The sequence below is a fragment of the Nitrospirillum amazonense genome, assembly GCF_007828035.1.
GTDB classification, from domain to species: domain Bacteria; phylum Pseudomonadota; class Alphaproteobacteria; order Azospirillales; family Azospirillaceae; genus Nitrospirillum; species Nitrospirillum amazonense.
Window position 1 is genome coordinate 58,195 of record NZ_VITV01000003.1, and the last position, 16,881, is coordinate 75,075.

Consider the following 16,881-nt stretch of genomic DNA (forward strand, 5'->3'; position numbering starts at 1 on the left):
ACAGGGGGCGTCATGCACAGGACGATGGCGGAGCCAGGCTGGCGGGAGCTTTATAAGCCCAAACTGGTCACGGTACTGCGTGAGGGGTACGGCCTGCGCGACCTGCGGGCCGACCTGGTGGCTGGCCTGACCGTGGCCATCGTGGCCTTGCCGCTGTCCATGGCCATCGCCATCGCCTCGGGCGTCACACCGGATCGGGGGCTGTACACCGCCATCGTCGGCGGTTTCCTGGTTTCGCTGCTGGGCGGCAGCCGCTTCCAGATCGGCGGTCCGGCGGGGGCCTTCATCGTGCTGGTCGCCGCGTCGGTGGAGCGGCTGGGGGTGGAGGGCATGGCGCTGGCCGTGATCCTGTCCGGCCTGATCCTGATGGCCATCGGTGCCCTGCGCCTGGGGACCTTCATCAAGTACATCCCCTATCCCGTCACAGTGGGCTTCACCGCCGGCATTGCCGTCATCATTGCGGCCAGCCAGGCGCGTGACCTGCTGGGCCTGACGCTGCCGGGCAAGGAGCCGGGGCCGCTCGTGCCCAAGCTGCTGGCTTTGGGGCAGGCCCTGCCCACGCTGAACCCCGCCGCCCTGGGCACGGCAGTGGCGACCATCGCCCTGATCGTGCTGCTGCGGCGCTGGCGCCCGCAATGGCCCGTCCTGCTGATCGCGGTGGCGGCGGCCAGTGTGGCCGCGGCGGTTGCCCACCTGCCCGTCGAGACCATCGGCACGCGCTTCGGCGGCATCCCGCGCAGCCTGCCGGCCCCCCATCTGCCGCCCCTGTCGCCGGACCTGGTGTTGGCGGTTTTGCCGGACGCGGTGTCCTTCGCGCTGCTGGGCGCCATCGAAAGCCTGCTGTCCGCCGTGGTGGCCGACGGCATGACCGGCCGGCGCCACCGCGCCAATGCCGAGCTGGTGGCGCAGGGTGTCGCCAACATCGCCAGTGCGCTCTGCGGCGGCATTTGCGTCACTGGCACCATCGCCCGCACGGCCACCAATGTGCGGGCCGGTGCGCGCGGGCCGGTGTCGGGCATGGCGCACGCCGTGTTCCTGGCGCTGTTCATGGCCGTGGCCGCCCCGCTGGCCAGCTATATCCCCCTGCCGGCGCTGGCGGCGGTGCTGGCGATCGTCGCCTGGAACATGGCGGAGAAGCATGCCTTCGGCCTGTTGCTGAGGGCGTCCTGGGGGGATGCCGCGGTGCTGTTGTCCACCTTCCTGCTGACGATCCTGCGGGACCTGACGCTGGGCATCGTCGTGGGCTTCGCCACCGGGTCGCTGCTGTTCATCCACCGCATGGCCGGGACCCTGCGGATTGAGGGGGACGCCCCCCTGGTGGCCCCCGACGTGGCCGATCACGCCGGCCCGCTGCCGGACCAACCCCAGACGCGCGACGACGACATCCTGGTGTTCCGCCTGTCCGGTGCGTTCTTTTTCGGGGCGGCGGCCGGCGTGTCCGCCCTGTTCGACCGCATCGCCGCCCGGCCGCGGGCTTACGTGCTGGACCTGACGGCGGTACCGCTGCTGGACTCCACGGCCGTCACCGTCATCGACGGGCTGGCTGCCAAGGCGCGCAAGCAGGGGGCGGTCGTGGCCATCGCCCTGGCCGATCCGGAGGCGCGGCGCCTGCTGCTGACCCAAGGCCTGAAGCCGCCACGGGTTCATGTCGGCCGTACCCTGGACCAGGCCCTGGTTCGAGTCCGCCGTGCCTTGGGCCGGCCGGGGGACCAGCCGGACACGGATCACGAAGCGGCCTGAAACCCAAGATTTGGAAGACACAAGATCCGGATTTCATCCCAGCTGGGAACGCGGGCTGGGGGTGGGTGGTTGTGACCCGGCCGGGCGGGCAGCTGTGCCCGCCTGTAGCGGCCCCCTGCATTGCAACGCCCCCGGGTCCCGCTTACGTAAGACCCGTACCCCCAAGGCGGTTGTTACAAGAGGTTTGCCATGGATACCCCCGTTCGCGCCCCCCACGGGCCCCTCATCCGCACGGCTCAGGCCCTTGGGCTGAAGGACCCCGGCCTGCTGCGGGACCAGGCCTACATCGGCGGGTCCTGGGTGGATGCCGATGACGGCGGCACCATCGACGTCGACAACCCGGCGACGGGTGAGGTCATCGGCACCATCCCCGCCATGGGGGCCGCCGAGACGGCGCTGGCCATCAAGGCCGCCAACGCCGCCTGGGCCGGCTGGCGCGCCCGCACCGCCAAGGACCGTGCCGCCGTCATGCGCCGCTGGTTCGAGATGATCATGGCGGCGCAGGAGGATCTGGCCCGCATCATGACGGCGGAGCAGGGCAAGTCCCTGGCTGAATCGCGGGGCGAGGTCGCCTACGGCGCCAGCTTCATCGAATGGTTCGCGGAGGAAGGGAAGCGCGCCTACGGCGACACCGTCCCCAGCTTCGCCGGTGACAAGCGCATCGTGGTGGTGAAGGAGCCCATCGGCGTGGCCGCCGCCATCACCCCCTGGAACTTCCCCATCGCCATGATCACCCGCAAGGTGGGACCGGCCCTGGCCGCGGGCTGCCCCATCGTGGTGCGCCCATCGGAGGTGACGCCCTACAGCGCCCTGGCGCTGGCCGTGCTCGCGGAGCGGGCGGGCGTGCCGCCGGGTGTGCTGAGTGTGATCACCGGCCATCCCAAGCCCATCGGCGGGGAGATGACGTCCAACCCGCTGGTGCGCAAACTGTCCTTCACCGGGTCCACGCCCGTGGGCAAGCTGCTGATGAAGCAGAGCGCCGACACGCTGAAGAAGCTGAGCCTGGAACTGGGCGGCAACGCGCCCTTCATCGTCTTCGACGACGCCGACCTGGACGCGGCGGTGGAGGGGGCCATGGCCTCCAAATACCGCAACGCCGGCCAGACCTGCGTCTGCGCCAACCGCATCCTGGTGCAGGATGGCGTCTACGAGGCGTTCGCCGCCCGCCTGGCGGAGGCCGTGGGCCGCCTGCGCGTGGGCAACGGCGCCGACAAGGACGTGACCACCGGCCCCCTGATCAATGCCGCCGCGGTGGAAAAGGCGGAGCGCCACATCGCCGACGCGGTGTCCAAGGGCGCCCGCGTGGCCATGGGCGGCCGCCGGCACGCCCTAGGCGGAAATTTCTTCGAGCCCACCCTGCTGCTGGACGCCACGCCGGACATGATCCTGGCGCGCGAGGAAACCTTTGGCCCGGTGGCGCCGCTGTTCCGCTTCAAGGACGAGGCCGAGGCCATCCACATGGCCAACGACACCGAGTTTGGCTTGGCCGCCTACTTCTACAGCCGCGACATCGGCCGCATCTGGCGGGTGGCGGAGGCCCTCGAATACGGCATGGTTGGCATCAACGAGGGCATCATCTCCACCGAGGTGGCGCCCTTCGGCGGCGTGAAGCAGAGCGGCCTGGGCCGCGAGGGCTCCAAGTACGGCATCGAGGATTACCTGGTGGTGAAATACCTGCTGATGGGCGGCCTGAAGGCCTAAGCCCCCACGAGCAGGTGGCGGGCTGCGGCGTGAGGTTCCCTCATGCCGCCTAGGCCCCGACCGGGGCCGCCGCAGCTTTCCGGGAAGCGTCAGCAGACTGGAAAGCGAGGAAGCCAAGCGGCCGGATGGCCGCGCCCGGCGCATGAGGGGGCTTTCGATCGATCCCGACCGAAAGCCTTACGGAATAGCTGTCATGTTACGGAATTACCGGAAAATCGCCGCCCTGATTACATAGGAGGTGATTTTCCGGTGGCGCTTCCAGGGAATTGTGGTAGTGAAATAACCGCATAATCGATAACGGGCGGATGGCCCTGCCATCCCTGGGAAACCAAGCCAAGGCGCCATCATGGCTGAAGTGCTGCAAGTCAATCCCTTCGATTTCGTCGTTTTCGGCGGTACCGGCGATCTTGCCATGCGCAAGCTGCTGCCCGGCCTCTACTACCGGGAGCGCGACCGGCAGATGACGGACGAAAGCCGCATCATCGCCGTCAGCCGCACCGACCAGACGGTGGAGGATTTCCGGGCCACGGTGTGGGCGGCGCTGCAGCGCCACGTCCCCGCCGCCGACCTGGAGACGGCGGTGTGGGAGCGGTTCGCCGCCCGCCTGGGCTATGTGTCGCTGGACGCGACCAAGTCGGCCGGCTGGGAACCCTTGCAGACCCTGCTGAAGGGGCATGAGGACAAGGCCCGCGTCTGCTACCTGGCGACGGCCCCCAGCCTGTTCGGCGCCATCTGCCGTAACCTGGCCAGCGCCGGCCTGGTGACCGATACCTGCCGCGTGGTGCTGGAGAAGCCCATTGGTCATGACGGCAAGTCGGCCAATGCGGTGAATGAGGAGGTGGGTGCCGTCTTCCCCGAAGATCGCATCTACCGCATCGACCATTACCTGGGTAAGGAGTCGGTGCAGAACCTGATGGTCCTGCGCTTCGGCAATGCCCTGTTCGAGCCGCTGTGGAACAGCAGCTGGATCGATCATATCCAGATCACCGTCGCCGAAAGCGTGGGTGTGGAAGGCCGGGCCGAGTACTACGACAAGGCCGGCGCCCTGCGCGACATGGTGCAGAACCACTTCCTGCAGTTGCTGTGCCTGGTGGCGATGGAGCCGCCGGCCCACCTGTCGGGCGACCAGATCCGCAATGAGAAGATCAAGGTGCTGCGGGCCCTGCGCCCCATCACCCAGGCCGATGTGAAGGTCAAGACCGTGCGTGGCCAGTACCGCGCCGGCTCCATCGACGGCCAGCCGGTCCCGGGGTACGCCGATGAGCTGACGCGGTCCAGCAACACCGAGACCCTGGTCGCCATCAAGGCTGAGATCGAGAACTGGCGCTGGAGCGGCGTGCCCTTCTACCTGCGCACGGGGAAACGCCTGCCAGTCCGCTATTCCGAGATCGTCGTCCAGTTCAAGGACGTGCCGCACAGCGTCTTCCCCAAAGGCTCGGGCGAGCTGATGGCCAACCGCCTGGTCATTCGCCTGCAGCCGGACGAGGGCGTGCAGCTGAACATCATGACCAAGGTGCCGGGCCCGGGCGGCCTGCGCCTGCGCTCCGTGCCGCTGAACCTCTCCTATGCCGAGGCGTTCAAGGACCGGTATCCCGAGGCCTATGAGCGGCTGCTGATGGACGTGGTGCGGGGCAATCCGTCGCTGTTCATGCGCCGCGACGAGGTGGACGCCGCCTGGTCCTGGATCGACACCATCCTGGCCGGCTGGGAGCAGACGGACATGCGCCCGGACCCCTACGCCGCCGGCGGCTGGGGCCCTATCAGCGCGGCCCTGCTGCTGGACCGCGACGGTCGCCGTTGGCACGACCCCGAACTCTAAGGGTTCGCGGGCGTTTATTCGACTTCAGCCCCCGGGGCCGGCGCCGCATCGCCGGTCCCGCCGGCGTATCCACGTTCATGGCTCATCAGCCAGGGAGGACCCCATGGCGCTACACGACACCCTGCGGCGGGTTACCGACCGCGTCATCCAGCGCAGCGCGGACAGCCGCGCCCGTTACCTGCAGCGCCTGGACGCGCAGAAGGGCCAGAGCCCCCGGCGCGGCGCGCTGGGCTGCGGCAACCTGGCCCACGGCTTCGCCGGCTGTGCCGCCGACGACAAGGCGGCGCTGGCCGGCAACCGCAAATCCAACATCGCCATCGTGTCGGCCTACAACGACATGCTGTCGGCCCACCAGCCGTTCGAGCGCTTCCCCGCCATCATCAAGAAGGCGGCGCATGAGGCGGGCGTGGTGGCCCAGTTCGCCGGCGGCGTCCCCGCCATGTGCGATGGTGTGACCCAGGGCCGCGACGGCATGGAGCTGTCGCTGTTCTCCCGCGATGTCATCGCCCAGGCCACGGCCATCGCCCTGTCGCACGATATGTTCGACGCGGCGCTGTACCTGGGCATCTGCGACAAGATCGTCCCCGGCCTGCTGATCGGCGCTTTGTCCTTCGGCCATCTGCCGGCCATCTTCGTGCCGGGCGGCCCGATGCCGTCGGGCCTGTCGAATCCGGAGAAGGCGCGCATCCGCCAGCTGTACGCGGAGGGCAAGGCCACCCGTGACGACCTGCTGGAGGCGGAGTCAAAGTCCTACCACTCCCCCGGCACCTGCACCTTCTACGGCACCGCCAACTCCAACCAGATGCTGATGGAGATCATGGGCCTGCATCTGCCCGGATCCTCCTTCATCAACCCGAACACGGAGCTGCGCGATGCCCTGACCGTGGCGGCCACCCAGCGCGCGGCCCAGTTGACGGAGCAGGCGGGCAACTACACGCCCATCGGCCGCCTGGTGGATGAGCGCAGCATCGTCAACGCCATCGTGGGCCTGCTGGCCACGGGCGGGTCGACGAACCATACCCTGCACCTGGTGGCCATCGCGCGCGCCGCGGGCATCCATATCGACTGGCAGGATTTCAGTGATTTGTCGGGGGCCGTGCCCCTGCTGGCGCGGGTCTATCCCAACGGCGTCTCGGACGTGAACCATTTCCACGCCGCCGGCGGCCTGCAGTTCCTGATCAGCAGCCTGCTGGACGCCGGCCTGTTGCACGGCGACGTCGCCACCGTTGTGGACGGCACGGAACAGGGCAGCGGCCTGGACGCCTACCGCCATGAGGCATGGCTGAAGGATGGCAAGGCCGCCTGGCGGCCCGGCACGGCCACCAGCGCCGACACCAGCATCCTGCGCCCGGCCAGCGACCCCTTCGACCCGTCGGGCGGCATCCGCCTGCTGACCGGCAACGCCGGCCGCGCCATCATCAAGGTGTCGGCCGTGAAGCCGCAGCACCGCGTCGTCGAGGCGCCGGCCATCGTCTTCGAAAGCCAGGATGAGATGCTGGCCGCCTTCAAGCGCGGTGAGTTGGAGCGCGACTTCATTGCCGTGGTCCGCTTCCAGGGCCCCGCCGCCAACGGCATGCCGGAACTGCATAAGCTGACGCCGCCCCTGGGCGTGCTGCAGGACAAGGGCTTCAAGGTGGCGCTGGTCACCGATGGGCGCATGTCCGGTGCGTCGGGCAAGGTGCCCGCCGCCATCCACCTGACGCCGGAGGCGCTGAAGGGCGGTTCGCTGGCCCGCATCCAGACCGGCGACGTGGTGCGCCTGGATGGTGAGGCCGGCACGCTGGACATCCTGGTGGACGCGGCCGAGTTTGCCGCCCGCCCGGCCGCCACGCCCGACCTGAGCGCCAACACCTGGGGCACGGGCCGCAACCTGTTCGGGGCCATGCGCGCCCATGTGACCGGCGCCGAGGACGGCGCCCATAGCTTCGGAGAGGATTTCGCATGAGTTCGCAGAGCAAGTACGGCGTGGGCGAAATCCTGGCGCTGGGCCCCGTCGTTCCCGTCCTGATCATCGAGAAGGTCGAGGACGCCCTACCGCTGGCCGAGGCCCTGGTCGAGGGTGGCGTGCGGGTGCTGGAAGTGACCCTGCGGACCGAGGCCGCCCTGGCCGCCATCGAGATCATCGCCGCCAAGGTGCCGGACGCCGTGGTCGGTGCCGGCACGGTGGTGACGCCGGACCAGGTGGGCCGCGTGCGCGACGCCGGATCGCAGTTCATCGTCAGCCCAGGCTGCTACCCCGCCCTGCTGGATGAGGTGTTGGCCCAGGGTGTGCCCTTCCTGCCCGGCACCGCCACCCCGTCGGAGGTCATGGCCCTGCAGGCCCGCGGCCTGCGCCATGTGAAGCTGTTCCCGGCCGAGGCCGTGGGCGGCCTGAAGCTGATCAAGTCGCTGGCCTCGCCCCTGCCGGGGATCACCTTCTGCCCCACGGGCGGCATCACCGTGAAGACGGCACCCGACTATCTGGCCCAGCCCAACGTCGCCTGCGTTGGCGGCTCTTGGCTGACCCCGGCGGACTTGGTGGCGGCCAAGGATTGGGCCGGCATCACCAAGCTGGCGCGCGAGGCGTCGGCCCTGGGCAGGTGAGCGTTTTACCGAACAAGCGCCCCGATCGGTTTGAACACCGGTCGGGGCGTTTTTTGTTGCAGGGTCAGTCGGCCGGGTGCTTGGCGCTCCACAGTTTAACCTTGGCGGTCTTTTCATATCCCTTGCCGTTGGGATAGCCGACCAGTTCCATCTCCGACCCCCAGGGCGACAGGAAGTGCACCCAGGTCTCCCCCGCGGTGTCGCCGCTGGGCATGGTGATGGGTTCCCCGATGATCTGCAGGCCCTTGGCCTTCAGCTTGGCGGCGCCGGCTTTGACGTCGTCGGTGTAGAAGGCGATGTGCGACTGCCCCAGATCCTCGTTATTGGGGATGATGGTCGAACCGGTCGAGTCCTTGTAGGCGAACAGTTCGATGTTGGACCCGGTGCCGCAGCGGAGCATGGCCAGCGACAGGCTGGTGGCGCGGGGGGCCACGGTCTGCTTGCGGTCCGGCGACAGGGAGGTGGCCATCGGGAAGGGGCCGATGTGGGTGACGGGCACGCAGCCGAAGGTGCTGGAGAAGAACTCCTCCGCCTGCTGCAGGTCCGGCACGGTGATGCCGACATGGTCGATGCCGGCGACCTTCACGTCCTGTGCATGGGCGGGGGCGCCGATGGCCAGCAGCCCGGCCACCAGGTAGGCGTTGATGAATTTCATGATGTCTCTCTTGGGGGCTTATTTGTTCAGGAAGACGCGAAGGCTGGTGATCTTGCCGTCTTCGATGGTGAAGATGTCTTCGCCGGTGATGAGGGTGGGGTCGTCGGCGGGGCCGTAGCCCCAGGTGACGCGGCCCAGGCCATGGTTGATGGCGACGGGCTTGGGCGTGAAATGGAAACCGGGATGCGCCGCCTGCACCTTTTGGATCAGCGCCACGACATCGTCGTAGTTCCGGGCCACGCCGCTGTAATCCGCCATCAGGAAATTCTTGGCGTAGATCGCGTCGTAGGCCTGCCGGTATTTCGACATGTCGTTGCTGTTCCACAGCGCGAAATGCTTGTCGATCAGCGTCTGCGCAGCCGCGATCTGCTCATTCGTCGCCGGCGCGGTATCCAGCACCTGCGTTTGGGCCGGGGCGGCATGGGTGCCACGGGCGGCGGCCGTGGAGAAGAGGGCCAGCATCAGTAGGCCGAATTTCGAGGGGGGCTTCATCGCCTTTATCCTTCGCGGGGGCAACGGGTAACGGGTCGGTGCCCGTTTCGATCCGGGCAAACCGTACCCCGGCGAGGATTGTTTGATAATGAACGAAAGCATGAAAACATTGTTTCTTATAAGAAACTATTGATGTTTACGGAAATTGACTCCGGACGTGCGTTTCGACGTATGAGACGAAGGTCTGGATCTTGGGCGACTTGAAGGGCTGCTTTTGGTAGACGAGGTGGATGGGCGTGGCGCCCATCGACAGTTCGGGGAGAAGGACCGACAGCCGCCCGGCGGCGATCTCCTCCTGGCAGCTTGAGACGGGCAGCAGCGTGATGCCGGCGCCCAGGACGGCCAAAGTCTTGATCATCGAGATGTTGTTCGAGATGAACTTGATGCCCGGTTCTATCCGCAGCCGGCGCTCACCATCCTGCAGGTGCCAGATCCGCAATTCGGGCTTGGGCGCGAAGATCAGGCATTCGTGATCCCGCAGGTCGCCCGGCTCGCGCAATGGCGGGGCGTGGTCGAAATAGGCCGGGCTGGCCAGCAACTGGAAAACCTCACGCCCGATGCGGCGGGACATGAGCGCGGAATCGCTCAGGTTTCCAATCCGGATCGCCACGTCGATGTTGTCCATGACGAGGTCCAGCGGCTTGTCCGTCAGGATGACCTCAAGCGTGATCTTGGGGTAGGCCTGCATGAAGCCGGCAAAGACCGGTCCCATGATGGCGGGCACGAAGTCCGCCGGGCAGGTCACGCGCAAATGCCCCCGCGGTTCCGTCCCCGCCGCCTGGGCGTTTTCCGCCGCGTCCCGCAGCGCGGTGAGGGAGGTGGCGCATTGTTCGTAGAACTCCGCCCCCATCTGGGTCAGTTGCAGGCTGCGCGTCGTCCGCCGGATCAGGGTGGTGCCGAGGAAGGCCTCCAACTCGCTGATCTTCTTGGAGATGGTGGACTTGGTGACGCCCAGTTCCGTGGCCGCCTTGGAAAAACTTTGGGCTTTGATGACGGCAACGAACATCGCGACCGCGTTCAAATCCATGACGGCATCCGTTGTTCTGATATGGAAACAATATACATAGATTATGCACCCACATTGTCAGACGCCAATTCCTAAATTTTCATGACAAATGGCGTCTGTCACAAAGTCCGCGCATCTAGGGAGCAGTGCTTAGATGCGGGGCGACATTGAAATCCACCAAGCAGATCACGATTGAGCGGGCGCAGTGGCTGGCGCTGCACGTCGTGCCGCATGAGCCGGCGCTGCGCGCCTGGCTGAAGCGCAAGGGGGGCCTGCACTGCGATGTCGACGACGTCGTGCAGGAAACCTACGCCATCCTGGCCACCAAGGCTTCGGTGGACGCCATCCTCGATCCCAAGACCTACACTTTCCAGGTCGCCCATTCCGTCATCCTGCAGCAGTTGCGGCATGCCCGCGTGGTGCCCATCACTGCCGTGTCCGACATCGGCGCGCTGGAGGCGGTGATGGATCAGCCATCGCCGGAGGACACGGTGCTGGCCCGGTCCGAGCTGGAGCATGTGCGGCGCGCCATCGAGGCTCTGCCGCGCAAGACGCGCGCCGCTTTCGTCATGCGCCGGGTGGAGGGGTTGTCGCAGCAGGAGATCGCCCGGCGCATGAACCTGTCGCAGCACACCATCCAGAAGCAGGTGGCGCGGGGCATCAAGCTGCTGCTGGCCCAATTGGGCCGGGAAGAGGCCGATGAGGACGGCGTGGCGGATCAAAAGAAGAAGACAAGGTCGGTAGAGCGTGATCACGCAGCGGCAAAGCGCAAAGTCCATTGATGAGGCGGCGGCCCGCTGGGTCGCCCGCCAGGACGCCGGTGAGTTGACCCCGGCCGAGGAAGCGGACCTGTCGGCCTGGCTGGACAGCGACATCCGCTGCGTCGGCGCGTTGGCCCGCGCCCAGGCCTATTTCATCAGCCCACGTATGGAATTGGCCATGCGCATGCTGCGCCGGCCGCCGGCGCCGTCCGTGGCCCAGTGGGGCACGTTGCCGCGCCGCGCCGTACTGATGGGCGCGGCCGCGTCGGTCCTGGGTGCCGCCGTTCTCGTCCGCCGCCCGGCGCCGACCGCCGGCCGCCGCTATGCCTCCGAGGTGGGCGAGGTGCGGCGCATCCCGCTGCCCGATGGGTCCAGGATCACTCTGAACACCGACAGCGTGCTGGAGGTCGACTACCGCGAGGACAGCCGCACCATCCGCCTGCTGAAGGGTGAGGCCTATTTCGAGGTGGCCAAGAACCCTGATCGCCCCTTCATCGTCCAGGGCCCCAAGGCCCAGGCGCGGGCCGTCGGCACCGCCTATGCCGTGCGGCTGGAGGATGACAAGGGCAGTATGCGCGTGCAGGTGACCAGTGGCCGGGTGGCGGTGGAACTGCCGCCGCCCGCCCCGCCTGCCACGGCCTGGCAGGCGCTGGAACGGCTGTGGACGCCATCGGCCGGCGCCACCAACGGCACCCACGTCACCGCCAACCAGGAGGCGGAGGTGCGCATCGGCCTGAACGCCGCCGGCGTGGAGGAGGTGCAGGTCTCCCTGCGCGACGTGGCGCCGGGCGCCCTGGGACGCAGCCTGATGTGGCGCGAGGGCCTGTTGTCCTTCGAGGGCGTCACCCTGGCCGAGGCGGCGGCCGAATTCGCCCGTTATTCCGTCCAGAAGATCGTGGTGAAGGGGGCACCGGCGCATGAGCGCATCTCCGGCCTGTTTGCCGCCACCGATCCCGCCGGCTTCGCCCGCGCCATCGCCCTGGGCCTGCGCATCAAAAGCAAGCGGGAAGGGGACATCATCACCCTTTATAAATAAGACCGGCATCCAGATGAACGGTTATGACGCGAAGTCGAAATGCCCACGTCATCCAAATTAAACAATGAGAGCAACAAAATATAAAAGTTTCATTACGGATGGCTTGATTGGCTCCCCAAAATAATCTAAGGGGCGTGAGGGCGATGAACGCCCCGCGAATGGCAGTCAGACACTGATATTGCTGGGGGAGTCAGTGAGAATGTTCAAATCTTTGCGCCCGATGCTGCTGTGCGGCGCGGCGTCCGCCGTCATCGCGTTCAGCGCGCCCGCCGTGGCCCAGACGCGCAGCTTCGACCTGCCGGCCCAGCCGGCGGTCAGCGCCATCCCGGCCTTCGCCAAGCAGGCCGGCATCCAGATCGTGGCGCCGGCGGGCCAGCTGGACGGCATCAGCACCCAGGCCATCCATGGCGAGCTGGACCGCAAGAAGGCCCTGGCCACCCTGTTGCAGGGCACGCCCCTGGTGGTGTCGTCCGACGACGGTGCCGTGGTGGTCCTGCAGGTGGGAACGCCGGCCAAGGCCCCGGCCGCCGCGCCCAAGCCGCAGGCGCGCGTCAATGACGATCCGCTGGAAGAGGTGGTGGTCACCAGTTTCCGGGAAAGCCTGGCGCAGGCCAAGGCCCTGAAGCGCGAGGCCGTGGGATCGGAGGAGGTGATCGTCGCGGAAGACATCGCCGCGTTTCCCGACCTGAACCTGGCGGAATCGCTGCAGCGCGTGCCCGGCGTCACCATCAACCGCGATTCCGGCGAAGGCCGGCAGATCACCCTGCGCGGCCTGGGCCCGGACTTCACCCGCACCCAGCTGAACGGTATGGAGGTGCTGGGCAACACGGCCTCAGGCATGGACAACCGCGGCGCCGTCAGCCGCACCCGCAGCTTCGATTACAGCCTGTTCGCCTCCGAGCTGTTCGACCGCGTGACCGTCGAGAAGTCCTATGCCGCCGAACAGGATGAGGGCGGCATCGGCGGCACGGTGGGGCTCAGCACCGCCAAGCCCTTCGACTACGACGGCTTCAAGGCCGTGTTTTCCGCCAAGGGCCAGAACAACAGCAACACCGACAGCGTGACGCCCCGTATGGTGGGCCTGCTGTCCAACCGCTGGGGCGACTTCGGCGCCTTGGTGTCGGTCGCCTACAGCACCAACGACAGCAACGAGTACGGCTATCGCAACTGGGGCTGGAGCCAGATCAAGGTGAACCCGGCCAACATCGGCCCGGGTGTCAGCGCCGCCGACGCCGCCAAGATGGAATCCGGCACCATCTATGCCCCGCAGGCCGACACCTATTCCACCTGGTTCGATCACCGCACCCGCTTGGGCAGCACGCTGGCCCTGCAGTATGAGCCGGAGAACGGCCTGAAGCTGGGCTTCGACGCCCTGTACAGCCGCCTGACCAACGACCGCAAGGACTACGCCATGGCGGCGGGCGGCACCAACGCCCTGACCGGTAATGTGTCGGGTACCCAGGTGCTGCAGTCGGCCGTCATCCAGGGCAACACCCTGGTGGCCGCCAACTACACCGGCGTGGACATGCGCAACGAGTACAACACCGAAAGCGACAGCACCGACTTCTACCAGACGGTGCTGCACGGGTCCGACCAAATCACGGACCGGCTGCTGGTGAAGGGAATGGTGGGCTACTCCCGCTCCGACTACGAGCTGCCCTACTTCGACAAGGTGTTCCTGGAGGCGAAGAACCAGGGCATCGGCTTTGACGACCGCACTACCATGCCGGTCAACACCTACAGCTTCAACACCACCGACCCGTCGCTGTGGAACCTGATGCGCCTGGACACCCAGGCCAACAAGATCATCAATTCCTACAAGAACGCCAAGCTGGACTTCGAATACGCGCTGACCGACAGCTCCACCATCAAGACCGGCTTCGAATACAAGCGCTTCGAGGATGAAGGCGCGCAGTACAACAACAAGGTCTTCTACAACGTCCCGGCGGACAGGGCGATCCCGGCCAGCACCAAGTATACGGTGCCCTACGACACCCTGGTGCCCTACATCGTCGGCGACGTGGACGCCATCTACAAGCTGATCGGTCAGACGCGGGACATCGAAAACGCCAAGTTCCTGTCGCCGGGTTCGGACTATCATGTCACGGAAGACACCAAGGGCGGCTATATCCAGTACGACCTGGATACGGACGTCATGGAGCGGCGGCTGAAGGCCAATGTCGGCTTGCGCTACTACTCCACCGACCTGACATCCGCCGGTTCGGTCAACTCCGGCGGCGTGCTGAAGCCGGTGACGGTGCCGCACACCTACAGCGGCGTGCTGCCGGCGGCCAACCTGGCCTATTTCGTTGAGCCCGACCTGGTGGCGCGCCTTAGCGCCAACCGCAACATCAGCCGCCCCGCCCTGTCCGATCTGCAGGCCGCCGGCACCATCACCACCGCCCCCTTCGGCGGCAGCCTGACCATCGGCAACCCCGACCTGAAGCCCTTCACGGCGGACGCGGTGGAAGGCTCGCTGGAGTACTACGACGGCAAGGTCGGCTTCGTATCCATCGGCGCCTTTTACAAGAAGCTGAACTCCTTCATCAGCGCCACCACGGTGACGGAGCCGTATTCCGCCACCGGCTATCCGCTGTCCTTCCTGCTGCCGGGGCAGACGGGCGCCACGCCCTACAACGTTTCCCAGCCGGTGAACGTCTCCGGCGCCAGCATCAAGGGCGTGGAAGTGGCCGTGCAGCGCGACTTCGACTTCCTGCCGGCCCCCTTCAACCACCTGGGCATGGTCGCCAACGGCACCTTCGCCGACGGCAGCTCCCCCGCCATCATCAACGGCAAGTCCTACGACCTGCCGCTGGTGAACCTGTCGCGCTTCTCGGCCAACGCCACGCTGTACTACGAGACCGAAACCTGGGGCGTGCGCATCTCGGAGGCCTACCGCAGCCAGTACCTGGACAGCATCGGCGGCAACGGCAACGTGGGTGAGGCCTATGAGCCGACCAACAACGTCGACTTCTCCGCCCACTACAACGTCACCCCGCACATCAAGGTAACGCTGGAAGGCCTGAACCTGACCGATGAGCACATCGTGCAGTTCACCGACCTGACCGCGCACCGCATCGAGGTGAACACCTCCAGCGGCCGCACCTTCCTGTGGGGCGTGACCTGCGAGTTCTAAAAAACTGGAACCAACCTGGCAGTTGGGTTCATGAGGGGCGTCGGCGGGCAACCGCCGGCGCCCTTTTCCCTTCGCGCGGGGTGGCTTTGCGGCATCGGGGACACTTGCCGCCGCACCGGACGCCCGGCACAGTGCGGGCATGACCGACCATCCGTCCCCCCTGCACCTGACGCTCGACGACGACGGCATCGCCTATGCCACGCTGGACGCGCCCGGGCGCGCCAACCTGCTGGACGACGCCCTGATCGCGGCGCTGGACGAGCTGGCTGCCATCCTGGAGGACCGGGAGGAGGTGCGGGGCCTGGTCATCGCCTCGGCCAAGGGGCATTTCCTGCTGGGGCGGGAGCCCCTGGGCCTGCTCGCCCTGGCGGATGCGGCCCCTGGCCTGTCCGACGACGCGCTGCTGGCCGCGATCGCTCCCTACGGCGACGCGCTGCGCCGGCTGGAGGGGACGGCCAAGCCCATCGCGGCGGCGCTCAGCGGCTCCGCCCTGGGGCCGGGGCTGGAACTGGCGCTGGCCTGCGGCTACCGCGTGTCCACCGACCACCCCGCCGCGCGATTCGGCTTTCCCGACCAGCGCCTGGGCCTGATGCCCATGGCCGGCGGCACCCAGCGCCTGCCCCGCCTGCTGGGCTGGGTGGGGGCGCATGACCTGCTGTCGGGCGGCCACATGGTGACGGCGTCGGCGGCGCTGGAGCTGAAGCTGGTGAACGAGGTGGTTCCGGCCAGCCACGTGCGCAGCGCCGCCAAGGCGTGGGTGCGCGCCCGGCTGGGCAACACGGTGGAGGCGCCCTTCATCGTCGGGCAGAAGCGCCGCCCCATCGCCGTGGCCTCCGCCACCGCCGCCATAGAGACGGCGGTCAGCCAGGGCCTGGGCCTGTCGTTCGACGAGGGCCTGGCCCTGGAGCGGGCGCTGGCCGCCGGCCTGCTGCGCCGGGGGGAGGTGGCGGCGCTGGTCCGCACCCTGGTGGTGGCGAAGGGGGAGGCGGACAAGGCCGCCTGGCGGCCGGCCCTGCCGGCGGCGGAATTGTCGCGCGTGGCCGTCCTGGGCCGGGGACCCGCGGCCGACGCCGTGGCCCTGGCGGCCCGCCGCGCCGGACTGGACGTGTATGCCGTGGCCGATGCCGATGGCTTGGACGAGCTGACGCCCGTCAAGCTGGGTGAGCGCAAAGTCGAGATCCTGTTCGACGCCAGCCGCGAGGATGTGGCGGCCAAGCGCGCCCTGCTGGCGACGGCCGAGGCGGCGCTGGGCGAGGATGTGCTGCTGGTGCTGACGGGGCCGCGCCTGCGCGTTGGCGCGGTGGCGCAGGGGCTGGCCTGGGCCGATCGGCTGGTGGGCCTGTACTTGCCAGCCGATGGCGGGGTGGCGGAGGTGGTGGCGGGGCCTGGGACCTCGGCACCCGCCCTGTCCATCGCCGTGGACGCCGCGCGGCGCCTGGGCCGCACGCCCTTCCGGGTGGAGGATGGCGAGGGCCGCTTCCTGGCCCGGCTGACCGCCGCCTATTTCCGCGCCGCGCTGGATCTGGGCCCCACCTTGGGGGCCGCCGACGTTGACGCCGCCGCCCGCGCCGCCGGCCTGGCGGAGGGCCCCTGGGCCCTGGCCCGCCGGCTGGGCTACGCCACCGTGACCGACCTGGTGGGGGAGGAGGGGGCCGCGGCTGTGCTGGCTGCCCTGAAGCGCCCGCCGGATGACCCCGCGCCGGCCGATGCCGGCCCCCGCATGATGGCGGCCGTGCGCACCGCCATGGTGACCGCCTTGGCCGAGGGCCTGGTGAACGACGCCGTCGCCGCCGACCTGATGGCCGTGCTGGGCTTCGGCTGGCCCGCCGCGAGCGGCGGCCCCCTGGGCAGCTTCGCCCGGAGGTAAGGCACCCCAGGCGCCGGGTGGCCGCGATCTTGGTCTACGACGGCCTGAAAATAAGAAGGGCCGGGCGCAAGAAGGGCCGGGCAAA

Annotated in this window: 12 protein-coding genes; 9 read left to right on the top strand and 3 right to left on the bottom strand. The window is 67.9% G+C overall.

The features are described from left to right. Window positions 1-12: 12 nt before the first annotated feature. The 5 genes from FBZ87_RS08220 (at window position 13) to eda (ending at window position 7,843) form a co-directional block, all read left to right on the top strand. Window positions 13-1,740: a SulP family inorganic anion transporter gene (locus FBZ87_RS08220; protein ID WP_145609874.1), complete on the top strand. Its 1,728-nt coding sequence runs from the start codon at window positions 13-15 to the stop codon at window positions 1,738-1,740. A 189-nt stretch (window positions 1,741-1,929) separates the two neighbouring features. Then, entirely contained in the window at window positions 1,930-3,441 is a 1,512-nt protein-coding gene (locus tag FBZ87_RS08225) for an NAD-dependent succinate-semialdehyde dehydrogenase (protein ID WP_145609875.1), read from the top strand. Window positions 3,442-3,787: 346 nt separating this feature from the next. Further along, window positions 3,788-5,260 (top strand): glucose-6-phosphate dehydrogenase, encoded by a 1,473-nt coding sequence (gene zwf, locus FBZ87_RS08230; protein WP_145609876.1) that lies wholly within the window; start codon window positions 3,788-3,790, stop codon window positions 5,258-5,260. 103 nt (window positions 5,261-5,363) lie between these two features. Then, window positions 5,364-7,205: a phosphogluconate dehydratase gene (gene edd / locus FBZ87_RS08235; RefSeq protein ID WP_145609877.1), complete on the top strand. Its 1,842-nt coding sequence runs from the start codon at window positions 5,364-5,366 to the stop codon at window positions 7,203-7,205. Next, entirely contained in the window at window positions 7,202-7,843 is a 642-nt protein-coding gene (gene eda / locus FBZ87_RS08240) for a bifunctional 4-hydroxy-2-oxoglutarate aldolase/2-dehydro-3-deoxy-phosphogluconate aldolase (RefSeq protein WP_145609878.1), read from the top strand. Before edd ends, eda begins: the two co-directional genes overlap by 4 nt. Window positions 7,844-7,907: 64 nt before the next feature. Here eda and FBZ87_RS08245 read toward each other — a convergent pair whose 3' ends face one another. The 3 genes from FBZ87_RS08245 to FBZ87_RS08255 all read right to left on the bottom strand — a co-directional run bounded on the left by FBZ87_RS08245 (window position 7,908) and on the right by FBZ87_RS08255 (window position 10,017). Then, window positions 7,908-8,498, bottom strand: a complete 591-nt coding sequence (locus tag FBZ87_RS08245; protein ID WP_145609879.1) for a VOC family protein — start codon at window positions 8,496-8,498, stop codon at window positions 7,908-7,910. 18 nt (window positions 8,499-8,516) lie between these two features. Beyond that, window positions 8,517-8,990, bottom strand: a complete 474-nt coding sequence (locus tag FBZ87_RS08250) for a nuclear transport factor 2 family protein (protein WP_211106893.1) — start codon at window positions 8,988-8,990, stop codon at window positions 8,517-8,519. Between the two features lie 136 nt (window positions 8,991-9,126). Beyond that, a complete protein-coding gene (locus FBZ87_RS08255; protein WP_145609880.1) occupies window positions 9,127-10,017 on the bottom strand; it encodes a LysR family transcriptional regulator in 891 nt (296 codons plus the stop codon). A 146-nt stretch (window positions 10,018-10,163) separates the two neighbouring features. Between FBZ87_RS08255 and FBZ87_RS08260 the strand changes: the two genes are divergently transcribed. The 4 genes from FBZ87_RS08260 to FBZ87_RS30030 all read left to right on the top strand — a co-directional run bounded on the left by FBZ87_RS08260 (window position 10,164) and on the right by FBZ87_RS30030 (window position 16,796). Next, window positions 10,164-10,778, top strand: coding sequence for an RNA polymerase sigma factor (locus FBZ87_RS08260; protein ID WP_186454651.1), 615 nt, complete (start codon window positions 10,164-10,166; stop codon window positions 10,776-10,778). After that, window positions 10,744-11,793, top strand: coding sequence for a FecR family protein (locus tag FBZ87_RS08265; protein ID WP_145609882.1), 1,050 nt, complete (start codon window positions 10,744-10,746; stop codon window positions 11,791-11,793). Before FBZ87_RS08260 ends, FBZ87_RS08265 begins: the two co-directional genes overlap by 35 nt. A gap of 199 nt (window positions 11,794-11,992) precedes the next feature. After that, on the top strand, window positions 11,993-14,929 hold the full coding sequence (locus FBZ87_RS08270) for a TonB-dependent receptor (RefSeq protein ID WP_246134305.1): 2,937 nt from the start codon (window positions 11,993-11,995) through the stop codon (window positions 14,927-14,929). 139 nt (window positions 14,930-15,068) lie between these two features. Further along, complete coding sequence (locus FBZ87_RS30030) at window positions 15,069-16,796, top strand: enoyl-CoA hydratase-related protein (RefSeq protein WP_145609883.1); 1,728 nt, start codon at window positions 15,069-15,071, stop codon at window positions 16,794-16,796. Window positions 16,797-16,881: the final 85 nt, after the last annotated feature.